Source organism: Herbaspirillum aquaticum, assembly GCF_002213425.1.
Lineage (GTDB): Bacteria > Pseudomonadota > Gammaproteobacteria > Burkholderiales > Burkholderiaceae_D > Herbaspirillum > Herbaspirillum aquaticum.
In genome coordinates, this window is sequence record NZ_NJGV01000022.1 from 35,970 (window position 1) to 50,368 (window position 14,399).

Consider the following 14,399-nt stretch of genomic DNA (forward strand, 5'->3'; position numbering starts at 1 on the left):
AAGTCTTTTCTGCATATTTTTCAAAAAGACCATAAAAAACCGGCAAGGCCGGCGTCCATCCTGCAACGCCCTGCCCTGCCGGCTCGCCTGACACCGCCTTGCAGCGGCGACTTCCGGCTTACTGCGCTTCCTTGAGCTGATCCAGGATGGCCGGATTTTCGAGCGTGGAAACGTCCTGGGTGATCGCCTCGCCCTTGGCCAGCACGCGCAGCAGGCGGCGCATGATCTTCCCGGAGCGCGTCTTGGGCAAGTTGTCACCGAAGCGGATTTCCTTGGGCTTGGCGATGGGGCCGATTTCCTTGGCCACCCAGTCACGCAATTCCTTGGCGATCTGCTTGGCTTCTTCACCGGTCGGACGCGGACGCTTCAAGACCACGAAGGCGCAGATCGACTCGCCGGTCGTTTCATCCGGTTTGCCCACCACGGCGGCTTCAGCCACGATGCTGTTGGCCACCAGCGCCGATTCGATTTCCATGGTGCCCATGCGGTGACCCGACACGTTGAGCACATCATCGATACGGCCGGTGATGGTGAAGTAGCCGGTCTCCTTGTTGCGCACGGCGCCATCACCAGCGAGATAGATGTTGCCACCCAGCTCCTCGGGGAAGTAGCTCTTCTTGAAGCGTTCCGGATCGTTCCAGATGGTACGGATCATCGACGGCCAAGGACGCTTGACCACCAGGATGCCGCCATTGCCGTTGGGGATGTCGTTGCCGGTCTCGTCGACGATGGCCGCCGTGATGCCCGGCAGCGGCAGCGTGCACGAACCAGGCACCTGCGGTGTGGCACCCGGCAGCGGCGAAATCATGTGGCCACCGGTCTCGGTCTGCCAGAAGGTATCGACGATGGGGCAGTTCTCGCGGCCGACGTTCTTGTAATACCACATCCAGGCTTCCGGATTGATGGGTTCGCCCACCGAACCGAGGATGCGCAGCGAGGACAAGTCGTATTGCTTGGGATGGACCTTCTCATCCGCATCAGCCGCCTTGATCAGCGAACGGATCGCGGTGGGCGCGGTGTAGAAGATGGTCGCCTTATGGCGCGCCACCATGTCCCAGAAGCGGCCGGCGTTCGGATAGGTCGGCACGCCTTCAAAGACGATCTGGGTCGCACCCACGGCCAGCGGACCATAAGCGATGTAGGTGTGACCGGTGATCCAGCCGATGTCGGCGGTGCACCAGTAGACATCGTCGGGCTTGATGTCGAAGGTCCACTTCATGGTCAGCACGGCCCACAACAGGTAGCCCGCCGAAGAATGCTGCACGCCCTTGGGCTTGCCGGTGGAACCGGAGGTGTAGAGGATGAACAGCGGATGCTCGGCGTCCACCCATTCCGGCTCGCAGGTGTCCGGCTGGTTCGCCACCACATCGGAAAGCCAGAGGTCGCGGCCTTCGACCCAGTTGATCTCGGCACCGGCGCGCTTGTAGACGACCACGTGCTTCAAGGTATCGCAGCCGCCCATGGCCAGGGCTTCGTCGACGATGGATTTCAAGGGCAGTTGCTTGCCGCCGCGCACCTGGTAGTCAGCGGTCAGCACGGCCACGGCACCGGCATCGATCACCCGCTCGTGCAGGGACTTGGCGGAGAAGCCGCCGAAGACCACCGAGTGCGTCGCGCCGATGCGGGCACAGGCCTGCATGGCAGCCACGCCTTCAACCGACATGGGCATGTAGATGACCACGCGGTCACCCTTCTTGATGCCCAGCGATTTGAGGCCATTGGCGAACTGGCAAACCTTCTGGTGCAGTTCGCGATAGGACACGCGGGTCACCTTGCCGTCGTCGGATTCGAAGATGACGGCGGTCTTGTCGGCATTGCCGTTTTCCAGGTTGACGTCCAGGCAGTTGTACGAAACGTTCACCTGGCCATCGGCGAACCACTTGTAGAACGGCGCGTTGGTTTCATCCAGGGTCTGGGTGAAGGGCTTGTGCCATTGGAGGTTGTCCTTGGCCAGTTTGGCCCAGGTGCCTTCGTAGTCTTTTTCGAATTCGGCGTTCAGGGCCTGGTAGGCGTCCATGCCGGAAATGGCGGCGTGGCGGGCCAGCTCGGCCGGGGGTGCGAATACGCGGTTCTCTTGCTTGAATGTCTCGATGTCTGCCACGGTAGTCTCCAGTAGGTTTGTTTTTGCTTTCCGCAAAACATAGGCCGTTTCACTTACTCAGTCCTTACACAAGCAGCGCCCATCCCGGCGGGAGGCCGCTTGCATCAGGGCTGGGACAGCGACGCCGGCACCCTTGCGCCAGCCCGGGCAGGACCGCACCCGGCTGGCTCCATAGACGCAGACCTTCATATCGCTGCGATGTTCTCTGACGATCCAGACAACATATTGGCATTCTGGCACAGGACGATGTTTCCCGCAGGCACTGCGCACGCGGGATGCAAGGCATGCCGCGGAAATGGGCCAAGGGCGTGTAGAATACGGCCCCAAATCCGGAGCCGGACAGTGAACGCAAACGCAGCTGCAACGGCTCAACGGATATCGTCATCCTCAGCCAGAATCACGTGTAGCACGGACACTCCATGAAAAACTCGTCGCCCCAGCCACCCCGCAAGATCGGCATCCTGCCCAACCTGATTTTCATGAGCCGCTGGCTGCAGCTGCCGCTCTACCTGGGCCTGATCCTGGCACAGTGCGTCTACGTGTATCACTTCTGGGTCGAGCTGGTCGATCTCATCGGCGCGGCCATGGGCAGCGCCAGCTCGCTGGACCATATCCTGGATGCGGTCGCCATTCCCGGCGCCACCCGCCCCGACAAGCTCAACGAACAAACCATCATGCTGGTGGTATTGGCCTTGATCGACGTGGTGATGATTTCCAACCTGCTCATCATGGTGATCGTGGGCGGATATGAAACCTTCGTCTCGCGCATGAACCTGGAAGGCCATCCCGACCAGCCCGAGTGGCTCTCGCATGTGAACGCTTCCGTGCTGAAGGTCAAGCTGGCCACGGCCATCATCGGGATCTCGTCGATCCACCTGCTCAAGACCTTCATCAATGCCAACCTCTACGACGCCAAGACCCTGATCGCGCAGACCGGCATCCATATCGCCTTCCTCTTGTCGGCCATGGCCATCGCGTATTGCGACCGGCTGATGGTGCATCCTTCCGAACCCTCCGACAAGCCGCACTGACTTTGCCTCATCCAAACCGAGAGAACCAGCCATGACCATCATCAAGCAAGACGATCTCATCGAATCCGTCGCCGCCGCGCTGCAGTACATCAGCTACTACCATCCGGCCGATTACATCCAGCACCTGGCGCGCGCCTACGAGACCGAGCAGAGCCCGGCCGCCAAGGATGCGATCGCCCAGATCCTGACCAACTCGCGCATGTGCGCCGAAGGCAAACGCCCGATCTGCCAGGACACCGGCATCGTCAACGTCTTCCTGAAGATCGGCATGGGCGTGCGCTTCGAGGGCTTCTCGGGCTCGATCGCCGACGCCGTCAACGAAGGCGTGCGCCGCGGCTACTCGCACCCGGACAACGTGCTGCGCGCCTCCATCGTGGCCGACCCGCAGTTCGAGCGCAAGAACACCAAGGACAACACCCCGGCCGTGATCCACATGGAACTGGTGCCCGGCAACACCGTGGATGTGCAAATCGCGGCCAAGGGCGGCGGCTCCGAGAACAAGACCAAGTTCGTCATGCTCAACCCCTCCGACAACCTGGTGGACTGGGTCCTGAAGACGGTCCCGACCATGGGCGCCGGCTGGTGCCCGCCGGGCATGCTGGGCATCGGCATCGGCGGCACGGCCGAGAAGGCCATGCTGATGGCCAAGGAAGTCCTGATGGAAGACATCGACATGTACGAGCTGCTGAAGCGCGGCCCGCAGAACAAGACCGAAGAGCTGCGGATCGAGCTCTATGAGAAGGTCAACGCACTGGGCATCGGCGCACAGGGCCTGGGCGGCCTGACCACCGTGCTGGATGTGAAGATCATGATGCACCCGACCCACGCGGCTTCCAAGCCGGTGGCCATGATCCCCAACTGTGCCGCGACCCGTCACGGCCACTTCGTACTGGATGGCTCGGGCCCGGCCTACATGGAGCCGCCGTCGCTGTCGGACTGGCCGGAAGTGCACTGGGTCGCCGACACCGAGAAGTCCAAGCGCGTCAACCTGGATACCCTGACCAAGGAAGAAGTCGCCTCCTGGAAGCCGGGCCAGACCCTGCTCTTGAACGGCAAGATGCTGACCGGCCGCGATGCCGCCCACAAGCGCATCCAGGACATGCTGGCCAAGGGCGAGAAGCTGCCGGTGGACTTCACCAACCGCGTGATCTACTACGTCGGCCCGGTCGATCCGGTGCGCGACGAAGTGGTGGGGCCGGCCGGCCCGACCACCGCCACCCGCATGGACAAGTTCACCGACATGATGCTGGAGCAGACCGGCCTGATCTCCATGATCGGCAAGTCCGAGCGCGGCCCGGCGGCCATCGAGGCGATCAAGAAGCACAAGTCGGCCTACCTGATGGCCGTGGGTGGTTCGGCCTACCTGGTCTCCAAGGCGATCAAGTCGGCCAAGGTGCTGGGTTTTGCCGACCTGGGCATGGAAGCGATCTACGAATTCGACGTCAAGGACATGCCGGTCACGGTGGCCGTGGACGCCAACGGCATCTCGGTGCACAACACCGGGCCTGCCGAGTGGAAGGAAAAGATCGCCCAGAGCGTATCCCTGTCCAAGATCCCCGTTACCACTGCCTGATTCATACCAGGCCGACCCCGTTGCAGGAGCGCGCGCAGCACCATGAATGAAGCCGTCAAGCAGGTCAGTGCGCCTTCTGCCGCCGGGTCCGACAGCAGTACATCGATGCCGGCCGCAGCCAACGCTGCGGTCGGCATTTTCGATTCCGGCATCGGCGGCCTGTCGGTGCTGCGGCACATCCACGCCGCCTTGCCGCGCGAACAATTGATCTACTTCGCCGACTCCGGCTATGCGCCGTATGGCGACAAGACCGAGGCGCAGATCGTGGAGCGCTCGCTGGCCATCGCTTCCTTCCTGCTGGAGCAAGGCGTAAAAGCCCTGGTGGTGGCCTGCAACACCGCCACGGCGGCGGCCATCCAGGCCATACGCGCGCGCTGGCCGCAACTGGTCGTGGTGGGCATCGAGCCCGGCCTCAAGCCTGCGGCCCAGCAAACCCGCAGCGGCACTGTCGGCGTGCTGGCCACCCGCAGCACCCTGGCCAGCCAGCGCTTTGCCTTGCTGCAGCAGCAGATGCAGGCGCAGTACCAGGTGCGCTACCTGCCCCAGGCGTGCGTGGGCCTGGTGGACCTGATCGAGAAAGGCGAACTGTTTTCGCCGGCCACGGTGCAATTGCTGGAGCGCTACCTGCGTCCGCTGCTGGAACAAGGGGCCGATACGCTGGTACTGGGCTGCACCCACTACCCCTTCGTGCGCCCGGCAATCGAAAGCGTCTGCCAACGCCTGGCAGGGGGCGTCCCGGACATCATCGATACCGGCCAGGCCGTTACCCGGCAATTGCAGCGCCTGCTGGCCACCGAAGGCCTGCAAGCGCAAGCGGCGACCGGCTCACTGGCCGGCTTCACCACGGCCAGCCGCTCGACGCTGGAACAGGCCTTCCGGGGACTGCTCAAGCTTGATCCACCGGTGCAGGCTTTGCAGCCGCAAGCGGCCGGCTGACGCGGATGCCCGGGGTGGCGAAAAGAAATTTCAGCGCAATTGCCAATTTGCATTGAAATATGTTGCCATTCCCTGCAAGTGTTTGTATAATCTTTTGCTTACTTGATGACGGACGCAAGTCTGTCTGACAGTCGACGGTGGCTGTAGCTCAGTTGGTAGAGTCCAGGATTGTGATTCCTGTCGTCGTGGGTTCGAGTCCCATCAGCCACCCCAGAATACACAAGGCTTTCAGAACTTAACCTGAATTTTCAGGGAACTTGAAAACAATTTTTCGGGAACATAAAAGCGGCTCACCAATCGGTAGAGCCGCTTTTTATTTCTGGTCAGGCGGAGCAGCCTGCGCCAGCAGCTTCGACTTCGCCAGGCTGCCTGCCGTCGATCCGAAGTAGTAGCCCAGCACCAGGGCGAATGCGCTGTTTAGGCCGCCCAGCATCAGGAGTGCGGCCTCGTTGGCGGCCGGCGGCAGGCCATTGAACAGCAGCAGCGCCAGCATCCCGAAGAACCCCACGGTGACGATGCCGGCCAGCACGCGCGGCGTTGCGCTGTCACCGGTCTTGATCTCACGATTGCGCGCGCTGTCACGATCCGCCGCGGCGATGCTCTCCATATCCTTAATGTTCTGGAAGCCCAGCTCCTGCATCTTGGCCTGGAAAGCCTGGTCGGCCTGCTTGATGGCCAGCAGGTCTGCCGGTGAAGCGCCGCTCAGGGCCGTCTTGAGAGCGGTTTCCGTCTTCTCGGAAAGGCCCAGGGCATCCGCCGCAGCTGTCACGGCCATGCCGCCCAGCGGTCCGCCCAAGGCAGTGCCAATCCACGGCGCCACGGTCGCGATCAGTGATTTCCAGTCCATCAAGCCACCTCTCTCGTCAGGTTGGATGCGATCCGGCGAGCCCAGCCACGGCCAAAGCTCGGCCAGGTCGGCAGGTCGGTCATGAATTTCAGGCGCACACCGCTGTATCGGCGGCCGATGTCGGCGCCCACCGCAGAAGCCGCACCCAGCGTGGCCGGGCCGATGATTCCATCTTCGCTCACGCCCACCACGCGCTGCAGCCACTTCACGGCCTGCTTCACGCCGGAATTAACCGCGGCGTCGAAGATGTCAAAGCGCACCTGGTCGGGCAGTTGGTCGGCGCGCACGGCGTCCCAATACTGCGCGCGGTAGATGGTCTTGGCCGTGTCGCGCGGTAGATCCTTCATCGTGCCGGTGTAGCCGCTGGCGCGCGCCACGGTCAGCGTCACGCCCCACATGGTTTCACCGCCGGGATCGGCCGGGTTGTTGCTGTAACCGCCCTCATGGCCGATCAGCGCGTCAAATGCCTGGTCAAAGTTCACTTTCCCTCCTTGGTCACCATGCGGCGCAGCTCGGAAAGCTCCTGAGCCTGCACCAGGTTGATCTGCTCGGCCTTGTTCACGGTGTTGATGAGCCAGCTGCCGCCAGCCATGCAAACGGTGCCGATGATGCCCAGCAGCGCATAGGTCACCACCATGCCACCGCGCAGCCGGTTCTGGAACGTCGCAATCTCCGCGAAGCCGGCGCGCTGGCTCTTCCATACATCGTCAATCTTGGCATCGAATTTCAGGTCGATCTTTTCCAGTGTCCGGCCTGTCAATTCTTCGTGCTGGGCCTGCCACTGAGAGTGCGAGTCCATGCGCAGCACCATGCGTTGGTCACTGTCGAGCAGCGCCTTGATGGCCTCGCCATGCTGCGTGACGATCTCCTGTGTGGCCAGGAACCGGCGAAGCATGTCCTTGATGTCGGCCTGGCCTTCCCGGAAACCGTCCATCATGGTTTCCATCCTGGTCATGCGCACGATCATTTCTTGTTCATCGGCCATCAGGCACCCCACTCGGAGCCGCGAGTAACCTCCAGCCGCCACTGCCAACTGCCGGCCGTCAAGTTGTTTTGTCCGCCGCCGATCAGGTTCGCAGCAGTAAATCCACCGGTGCTGTTGACGATGAAGCCCGAGACGCCGCGCTCACGCCAGTAATTGACGGGGGCGCTATTCTGCTGCGCCACATCGTCCAAATACATGCCAGGAAGATAGTTGATATCCCCTGACAGCGCCTGCAGAACCAGCTTCACGCGGAGATTCGCTGTTCCCATCTCATGCACAAAATTGCATGCCACGCCAGCCGCTGGGAGACCGGTCGTCCAGAGGTTGATGGCCTTGCCTGCATAGGCGCGAACCCGGATATCAATGATCTTTCCGTTGTCGCAGTCAACGACCGCAATCGGAAGGCGGTTGCTCTGCGATGCCGTGGTGCCGTTCCCGATGTAATTGACCATGGCCTGATGGTCGAAGGTGATCTGGTTGTTGGTTACCGGAATGGTGCCGCCGTTCTGGTCAGCATCCACGGCAGCGACAAAGCCCGCAGTCTTGGCGCCCACATCCATGTAGATGGTGTTGGTCACACAGTTGGACGCCATCGTGTTCGAGCTGACATTCTGGTTCCGATTCAACGTATAGGTGCCGGTGCCGCCGGTTCCGGTCCCCAGCGCCGTAATCGAGGTATTCGGCATCACGCCAGGGCCATGCACGCTTTGCCCGATTGCCAGGGTACCGCTGGCTACTGCGCTGACGGTCAGGGTGTTCCCGCTGATCGAACCGGTGAAGTTCGCCCCGGCGCCAGTGCGGCCCGTCAGCCCCGTCACGTTGAAGCTCTGCGTGGAGATGAAATTGATGTCGAGGGGGCTGCCGTCGCTGTTGAACCCATTGGCCAGCGAGTACAGCACGTTGGCATTCGTCGGGTTCACAATCACGCCCTGCGCCAGCGTGCGGCCGATCTGGCTCTTCGGGATCAGGTCCGGCTGCGCTGGGTTGTTGGTGGTCGGGCCGAAATTCACGCAGTGGCGGGCGCGCAGCATGATGCGAGGCGCTGGATTGAGCAGCGTGAAATTGGAGCCGTTGTAGCGCAGCTCATGCTCACCGTTGATCGCGCCTGGCGGAACAGCCACGCCTGCCGTTGTCATGATCGCCAGATCCCCGGTGGAATCCAGGTTCAGGGTCGCAGCGTTGGTCAGGTTGACGTTCGGGAACTTGATCTTGTATTGATCCCCGATGACCAGGCGCAAAATGCCGACCTTTGCCGAGTAGGTATCGGTGCCTGTGGCGGTCGCAATCCGCTCGGGCAGAGACAAGATGTTTGCGCGCAGGATGGAAGGCTTGGCAATCGAAAGGCCAGAGTCCAGCGCCTGCGCGCCGTCCATCTGCATGGTCACGGTGGTGACGCCGGCCGCGAATACCGAGTTGGTAATGCGGCCATAAACCGCGCCAGCGGTCACCTGGAACTTCACCCGGCGGCCGATGTGGAAGGTGCTGGTCTGGTCACCGTTGAAGGAGAAGCTGGAAGCGGTCAGGTAGGATGGTGCCAAGCCGGAGTCAGTCCATTCATCGGTCGAAGTGGTCGTATCGTTGACGCCAGAAACGTTGTCTTCGGTCTTCAGCACGACGCCATTGGCATCCATCAGCACCAGCTTGTAGGATTTCCCTGCTTGGAGCCAAAGTTGGCCCAGCTCGACAAACCCGAGCGTGTTGATAATGACCGGATTGGTCTGCGCGACATCCCCCGCGCTGGTGGTGTAAGTTGCCAGCGGATTGGTAGAGCCGGCCTCATACGTGGCAATCTGGCCGCCAACCAGCGGCGCGCCGGTGCCGTCAATGATTTGGCTGTTGAAGATCGGGCTGAGTTTTACGGCTGGCATGGCGCCCCCTTATCGTAGAAAAATGGCGGTGAATTGAACAGTGCCAGGTGTGACGGTGTCGCTGGTGTAGTTGTGCGCGTAGACGGTGACATTTCCGCTGCTGCCCACCACGCCGGTGAAGATGACGCCTGCCACATAGGATGACGGGTGCAACGCAACGATGTCGCCCGGTTTGGCGCCGGCCGCCGCTGTCGTCTGGTTCACCGCGCTCTGCAGCGGGATGCTGCCGAAGTTCATGGAGAAACTGGCCTTGTTGGCAGACGACACGCCCGGCAAGATGGCGTTCAGCGCCTCCGACACCTCTTTGTTCCATTGCTGCTGACCGGTCGAGAAATACGGCTTCCCGTTGCGCATATCCAGCGCTTCCTGGTTCCGTGGCTGGCTGATATCAGGCATCTGCAAGTACCCCCGCTGCGGCCAGCGTCACGTTGACAGGATCGGTCACGCGCAGGCGGAAAACGAAGTCACGGCCATGGCCAAGACGTCGGAAGACAATCCGGCGCCGGTACTCGCCCACCTTGCCCAGCGAGCGCCACAGCTCATTGCCCCAGGTCTTTCCGTTGTCGCGCGAGACCTGCAGCATGACCTGCGGGTCTTGGCCCTGGCCGCTGACCAGGCCGACGCCGACCTCAAAATCGAGGAAGATCGCGCCGGTGCGGAAGTCGTTCAGGTTCTGGAACAGGTGGCGGCTGGTGATTTCCCAGGGCCGCTGCATGCCGTTGTCGGTCACTGCCTCCGGATCCAGCGTGTAGATTTTCCCGTTCTCAAAGTCGCTGATGCGGATCTTGTTCAGGTAGTTGACAGCGATCTCGCCACGGTGCCGGCCACCCTTCAGCCCTGACTGCAGCTCAGACCAATCACCGGTGGCAGCGTCATAGCGCCAGCTCTTGCCGGCGGTCGGGAAGTTGATTTGGTAGATCGGATGGCCGCCCAGGTTGTACGCCAGGCCCGTCGCATCGTCCACGTTGGCATAGGTGTTGATCTCGTTGGTGAAATTCATGTCCGTGCCGTTGAGCGGCGCCCAGACATGGTTTTGCAAGAACATCACCTGAACCTGGCCCAGCTCGTTGCGCATCAGCGCGGCGATTGAGTCGTTGAACTTGACCATTGACCACGGCGCGGCCACACCGAACTGCGCAGTGCTGCCGGGCTGCGGCGAGAAGGCCAGGTCGCCGGTGCTCGATCCCCAATATTCCGTGGTGTTCGTGCCGGGCAGCACAAGCTCGCCATGGTCGAACATCACCCGGACCAGCCGGTCGGGCTCCGATTCAGCCTCACCGAAGTCCAAGCCATCAGCCTGCGTGCCATCATCAATCGCGGAAAGTTGGAACTGCCCGCTGTCGTTGAAGCCCCAGATGAAGTAGTGACGTCCCCAGGTGATGTCAAACGGGTTGACGAACAGCTCCGATGTCACGCGGGTGAAAGAGGAATCCACGGTGTAGGCTCCTGCTGGCGATGCCGGAGTGCCTGGCGAAGACAGTAGCGTGAAGGTCATCGTGACATCGTCCACCACGGTCACGGTGAACGTGCCGTTATAGGCAGCTGGCGTAGCGCCTGCAATGATGATTGTCTCGCCAGTTTTGCGGCCATGTGCCTCGTTCGTCACCATCGTGGCCAGGGCGCCAACGCTGGTCAGCGTCTGGATGGTGCGCGCGCGGCGGTCGAGCGTGTACATGTAGCCGGCCGCGCCGTCAGCGAGCCCGATCTGCAGCCCATTCTGGGACAACTGCACGCGCCCGGTGGTCGTGCCGATGGAGCCGCGCGGGGTCGCTACCCCGGCGTTGTTGATCTCGTAGAAGGTGCCACGGTGCACCACGTACATGAAATCTTGGTACTCGATCATGCCCCGCACAGGCGTATCGCCCAGGTCGCTGAAAAGCGTCAGGCCCGGCATGGAATACAGGGACAGCGCCCCCTTGTCGGGCGTGGCCGAGACCTCGGAAAGCACGTTGATGCGCCGCTGCGCGCTCACAAACGGCGAGCGGCTGCTATTTCCAAGGCCGAAAAGGGGTATGATTTGGCTACTCAATTTCTTCTCTCAGGCGCCCATAATGGACTTCACCGGTTACATGATTTGCAAGTTCATCGTCTTGGTGCTGCTTGCCTTCTTTGGCAATTTGATCTTTTCCGCCGTCACCGGCCGTTCACTTGAAGAGGTGCGGCGCGATAGAGAAGCTGCTGCAACTCAGGCGAAGAAGCCAGTCGATTGACGAATCCTGGCGCTTGCTGAGCCTGTGCCAGTCGGTTCTGGATCGGGCCTGACAGCGCTGCACTACGTGCCAGCGGACGGGCGACAACACCCAGCATCGCAAGCGGATTGCCAGTCGTGATACTCGCCGTTCCCGCCCCGAAATAATCCAACGGGGAAACACCCGGAGTGCTGCCGATGTTCTCCACGTTCTGCGCAGCCTTGGGGAACCGGGAGGCGAATTCGGCCGCATCACGGGTTTCGCCCGACAGCGGGCGCCCCTTCTTGAGCTGCGCGGCCAGCTTGGCCGCACTCACATTCCCTGATTCCGCATTGAGCGCGCTTTCCACCGAATATGTTTTTGCGATGGTCTGACGTGCATTGCGGAAATTGTTGATGAGGTCGGCCGGGGCGCCGATGGATTGCAGGTGCGTGTCGATGGCATCTTCCAGGGCGCCTGCGCCAGCCTTGAGCGCCTTGCCCATGTCCTTGTCGCCCTTGGCATAGGCAGAATCAGCCATGCCGCGCAGCTCCTTGATTTTCGCCAGCGCAGAATCAGCATCAAACTGCGGGCTGCGCAGAGACTCGATCTCGGAAATGATCGGGCTTGGCTTGGCATTCGGGAAACCTTGCGAGGCCTTTTGGAATGGGGCAACGATCTTGTCCAGGGCATCGCCATAGGCCTGCGTAGGCGTGATCGTTCCCGCCCCTGCAACGGCGTCATAAGCTTGCCCGGCATCTTGGCGGATGGCCTTCAGGGCATCAACGGTAATAGGCTGATCTGCGGCCAGACCCAGATCGCGCTTCACCAGGTCATTGGTCACCGTCTGATTGCGCACGCTGGCCTTCTGCGCAGTTGATACCTTGCCCGCAAACCCCTCGACAGCATTGTTCAGCAGCGTGGGATTGGCTTGCGATGGTGGGATGACATAGCCGGCATCGCGTGCAGCCGACACAGCCGCGCGAGTCTCGTTGCTGACACCGGGCCCGGCGATAACCTGGCCGATCTTGGCGCCGACCTTCCCGGCGCCAGCCAATGCCGGCGGCAGCAGCGCGCCGACCACGGCGCCAGTGCCTGTATCTTCAGGATTCACCAGCCCGGCCGAAACAGCGCCAGTGCCAGCGCCGCCAGCCATGCGGAGCAGCATGTTACCCACGCCGGGAGTGGCACCAGCGCGCATCCCGCTCGTGGCCAGGGCATTCGCCAGCGGCGCAGCAGCAGGCGCAACGGTACGCACCACGGCGCCCAATGCGGGGCCGATGGGCAGTGTCGCTGCAATGTTGCCACCCACGCGCCCGATGCTGGCTGCCGTGCTGTCGCCATAATCGCGCTTGAATTCGTCTTGGCCGGCTTGGTTCATCTGCCGCACTCGGTCGCCTTCATTCGTGCCGGCGAGCTTATCGAAGCCGCTGGAAAGCAGTTGCGCGCCGGTATCCACCACATCCTTGAGACCACGGCCAAAGCCTGCGGCAGCATTTTTTGCGCCGGCGGCAATGTCCTGGCCAATGGTCGTTTCTGGCTTGGCCGGCGCGGCATCGGCCGGCATCGACTTGATGTATGCCGCCAGCTTGCGCGCGCCTTCCACGTCGCCGGCCGCATCGGCATTGCGCAGTGCTGTATAGAGTTGGTCGCGGTCCGCCATGTCAGCCACCGTACTTTTTCAGCAAGTCGTTGATGTCGGCTGGGACAGCAGACGTTGCCGCTGGCGCGCTCTGGCTGAATGACTTCTTGGCCAGTGGCCCGGAATTGTCCTTGAAGCCCTGCACCACCAGCTTACGGTTGGCTGCCTTCTGCGCAATGACGGCCTGCGAATCGCCAGGCTGCGGGAAATACTGTTTCCGCGCATTATCAAACTCAGATTCGGCAATCGCCGCACCGGACTCCTGACGCAGCACCGCGTTGATGAAATCGCGCTGCGCCTGCTCAGCCTTCTGCGAGTTGGGCGACAGAGCGTAGTTCATGGCCGTGCCAAGCGCACCCTTCGAACTCGATTTCAGGTTCACGCCGCCGACGCTGTAATCGCCGGTCAGATCGGTCAAGATCTTGTCTGCGGCTTCCGCGCGCGAGCCGAAGACGGCATTCTTGCCTTGGAATTCGGTGGGGGCTTTGTCCTTCTCAGCCGGGCCGCCGGGGATCGCCTCCAGGTTGCCATCGGCGGTGCGCCGATATCCTGCTGGAACCTTGCCGGCCTCCAGTTCCTGACGACGCAATCCAAGACCAGCCTGCGCCACACCGAGCTGGCCCTGCGCAATTGCGTTGTTGGCGCGGTTGTTGCGGGCCTGCTCGTCGGCCTGCTGCTGTTGGATGTTCAGGCCGCGATCCTTGGCCAAGTTCTCAATGCGCTGCTGCTGGGTCAGAACCTGCTGGCCGAAGGCCTTGACATAGGCGGGATCATACTGTGCGGGTGCGGTAGAGACATCCAGGCCCATGGCCGCAGCGTTCTGCTTGGCCAAGTCATAGGAGGCCTGATCGGTGGCTGAGCCGACGATATTGAGCAGCGCCGTGGTCCTCTTGTGTGCCAGGTCGAACTGCGCTGCCTCCGCCTCGCGCTGGGCCTTGGAAGCCTCTGCGGCGCTCTTCTGCACGCCAGGAATGGCCGCGCCAGCGCCAGCGCCGGCCAGGTTTCCGGTCACCTTGGCATAGTCAACCTTCCCCGTGACAGGGTCTACTGCGCCCTGATAAGCGCCGGCTAGAGCCGTGCGGTCCTGATCCTGCTGCTGGACCTGTTTCAACTGCAGTTGCGCCAGCGCGTTCTGGTTCTGGAAGCCCTGGAGCTGGCCGAGCTGCGCCAGCCGGTTCAGCGGATCGTCAAGCTGCACCGTGGGGCGGCCGGCTTGGAGGAGGATGTTGGTATCGACTGGCATGATCT

General features: G+C 62.0%; 12 protein-coding genes and 1 tRNA gene. 4 read left to right on the forward strand and 9 right to left on the reverse strand.

The window, feature by feature from the left end; translation table 11 throughout:
• Positions 1–118 precede the first annotated feature (118 nt).
• Positions 119–2,101 carry an acetate--CoA ligase gene (gene acs / locus CEJ45_RS19345; protein WP_088756662.1) on the reverse strand — a complete coding sequence of 661 codons (1,983 nt, stop codon included), beginning with the start codon at positions 2,099–2,101 and terminating at the stop codon, positions 119–121.
• Positions 2,102–2,520: 419 nt separating this feature from the next.
• Between acs and CEJ45_RS19350 the strand changes: the two genes are divergently transcribed.
• From CEJ45_RS19350 to CEJ45_RS19365, 4 genes are all read left to right on the forward strand, one after another.
• The gene (locus CEJ45_RS19350) at positions 2,521–3,132 is read left to right on the forward strand and encodes a YqhA family protein (RefSeq protein WP_088756663.1); all 612 of its coding nucleotides are present in this window, start codon (positions 2,521–2,523) and stop codon (positions 3,130–3,132) included.
• 31 nt (positions 3,133–3,163) lie between these two features.
• On the forward strand, positions 3,164–4,705 hold the full coding sequence (locus CEJ45_RS19355) for a fumarate hydratase (RefSeq protein ID WP_075257626.1): 1,542 nt from the start codon (positions 3,164–3,166) through the stop codon (positions 4,703–4,705).
• Between the two features lie 42 nt (positions 4,706–4,747).
• A complete protein-coding gene (gene murI / locus CEJ45_RS19360) occupies positions 4,748–5,641 on the forward strand; it encodes a glutamate racemase (RefSeq protein WP_088756664.1) in 894 nt (297 codons plus the stop codon).
• A 137-nt stretch (positions 5,642–5,778) separates the two neighbouring features.
• A tRNA-His gene (locus CEJ45_RS19365) sits at positions 5,779–5,854 on the forward strand.
• A 100-nt stretch (positions 5,855–5,954) separates the two neighbouring features.
• Here CEJ45_RS19365 and CEJ45_RS19370 read toward each other — a convergent pair.
• The 8 genes from CEJ45_RS19370 to CEJ45_RS19405 form a co-directional block, all read right to left on the reverse strand.
• On the reverse strand, positions 5,955–6,488 hold the full coding sequence (locus CEJ45_RS19370) for a hypothetical protein (protein ID WP_187697714.1): 534 nt from the start codon (positions 6,486–6,488) through the stop codon (positions 5,955–5,957).
• Positions 6,488–6,970 (reverse strand): glycoside hydrolase family 108 protein, encoded by a 483-nt coding sequence (locus tag CEJ45_RS19375; protein ID WP_088756665.1) that lies wholly within the window; start codon positions 6,968–6,970, stop codon positions 6,488–6,490. Before CEJ45_RS19375 ends, CEJ45_RS19370 begins: the two co-directional genes overlap by 1 nt.
• Positions 6,967–7,473: a hypothetical protein gene (locus tag CEJ45_RS19380; RefSeq protein ID WP_088756667.1), complete on the reverse strand. Its 507-nt coding sequence runs from the start codon at positions 7,471–7,473 to the stop codon at positions 6,967–6,969. The genes CEJ45_RS19375 and CEJ45_RS19380 overlap by 4 nt, the downstream gene beginning before the upstream one ends.
• Positions 7,473–9,341 (reverse strand): hypothetical protein, encoded by a 1,869-nt coding sequence (locus tag CEJ45_RS19385; RefSeq protein WP_088756669.1) that lies wholly within the window; start codon positions 9,339–9,341, stop codon positions 7,473–7,475. Before CEJ45_RS19385 ends, CEJ45_RS19380 begins: the two co-directional genes overlap by 1 nt.
• A 9-nt stretch (positions 9,342–9,350) precedes the next feature.
• Positions 9,351–9,737, reverse strand: coding sequence for a hypothetical protein (locus CEJ45_RS19390; RefSeq protein ID WP_141107027.1), 387 nt, complete (start codon positions 9,735–9,737; stop codon positions 9,351–9,353).
• A complete protein-coding gene (locus CEJ45_RS19395; protein WP_141107028.1) occupies positions 9,730–11,370 on the reverse strand; it encodes a packaged DNA stabilization protein in 1,641 nt (546 codons plus the stop codon). The genes CEJ45_RS19390 and CEJ45_RS19395 overlap by 8 nt, the downstream gene beginning before the upstream one ends.
• A gap of 104 nt (positions 11,371–11,474) precedes the next feature.
• Complete coding sequence (locus tag CEJ45_RS19400; RefSeq protein WP_088756678.1) at positions 11,475–13,172, reverse strand: hypothetical protein; 1,698 nt, start codon at positions 13,170–13,172, stop codon at positions 11,475–11,477.
• A 1-nt stretch (position 13,173) separates the two neighbouring features.
• Positions 13,174–14,394 carry a hypothetical protein gene (locus CEJ45_RS19405; RefSeq protein WP_088756680.1) on the reverse strand — a complete coding sequence of 407 codons (1,221 nt, stop codon included), beginning with the start codon at positions 14,392–14,394 and terminating at the stop codon, positions 13,174–13,176.
• Positions 14,395–14,399 lie beyond the last annotated feature (5 nt).

Excerpts from the sequence above, each read along its gene's own strand:
- CEJ45_RS19405 (WP_088756680.1), bottom strand. The coding sequence starts at position 14,394 with ATGCCAGTCGATACCAACATCCTCCTCCAAGCCGGCCGCCCCACGGTG.
- CEJ45_RS19380 (WP_088756667.1), bottom strand. The coding sequence starts at position 7,473 with ATGGCCGATGAACAAGAAATGATCGTGCGCATGACCAGGATGGAAACC.
- CEJ45_RS19390 (WP_141107027.1), bottom strand. The coding sequence starts at position 9,737 with ATGCCTGATATCAGCCAGCCACGGAACCAGGAAGCGCTGGATATGCGC.
- CEJ45_RS19370 (WP_187697714.1), bottom strand. The coding sequence starts at position 6,488 with ATGGACTGGAAATCACTGATCGCGACCGTGGCGCCGTGGATTGGCACT.
- CEJ45_RS19355 (WP_075257626.1), top strand. The coding sequence starts at position 3,164 with ATGACCATCATCAAGCAAGACGATCTCATCGAATCCGTCGCCGCCGCG.
- CEJ45_RS19350 (WP_088756663.1), top strand. The coding sequence starts at position 2,521 with ATGAAAAACTCGTCGCCCCAGCCACCCCGCAAGATCGGCATCCTGCCC.
- murI (WP_088756664.1), top strand. The coding sequence starts at position 4,748 with ATGAATGAAGCCGTCAAGCAGGTCAGTGCGCCTTCTGCCGCCGGGTCC.
- CEJ45_RS19400 (WP_088756678.1), bottom strand. The coding sequence starts at position 13,172 with ATGGCGGACCGCGACCAACTCTATACAGCACTGCGCAATGCCGATGCG.
- CEJ45_RS19385 (WP_088756669.1), bottom strand. The coding sequence starts at position 9,341 with ATGCCAGCCGTAAAACTCAGCCCGATCTTCAACAGCCAAATCATTGAC.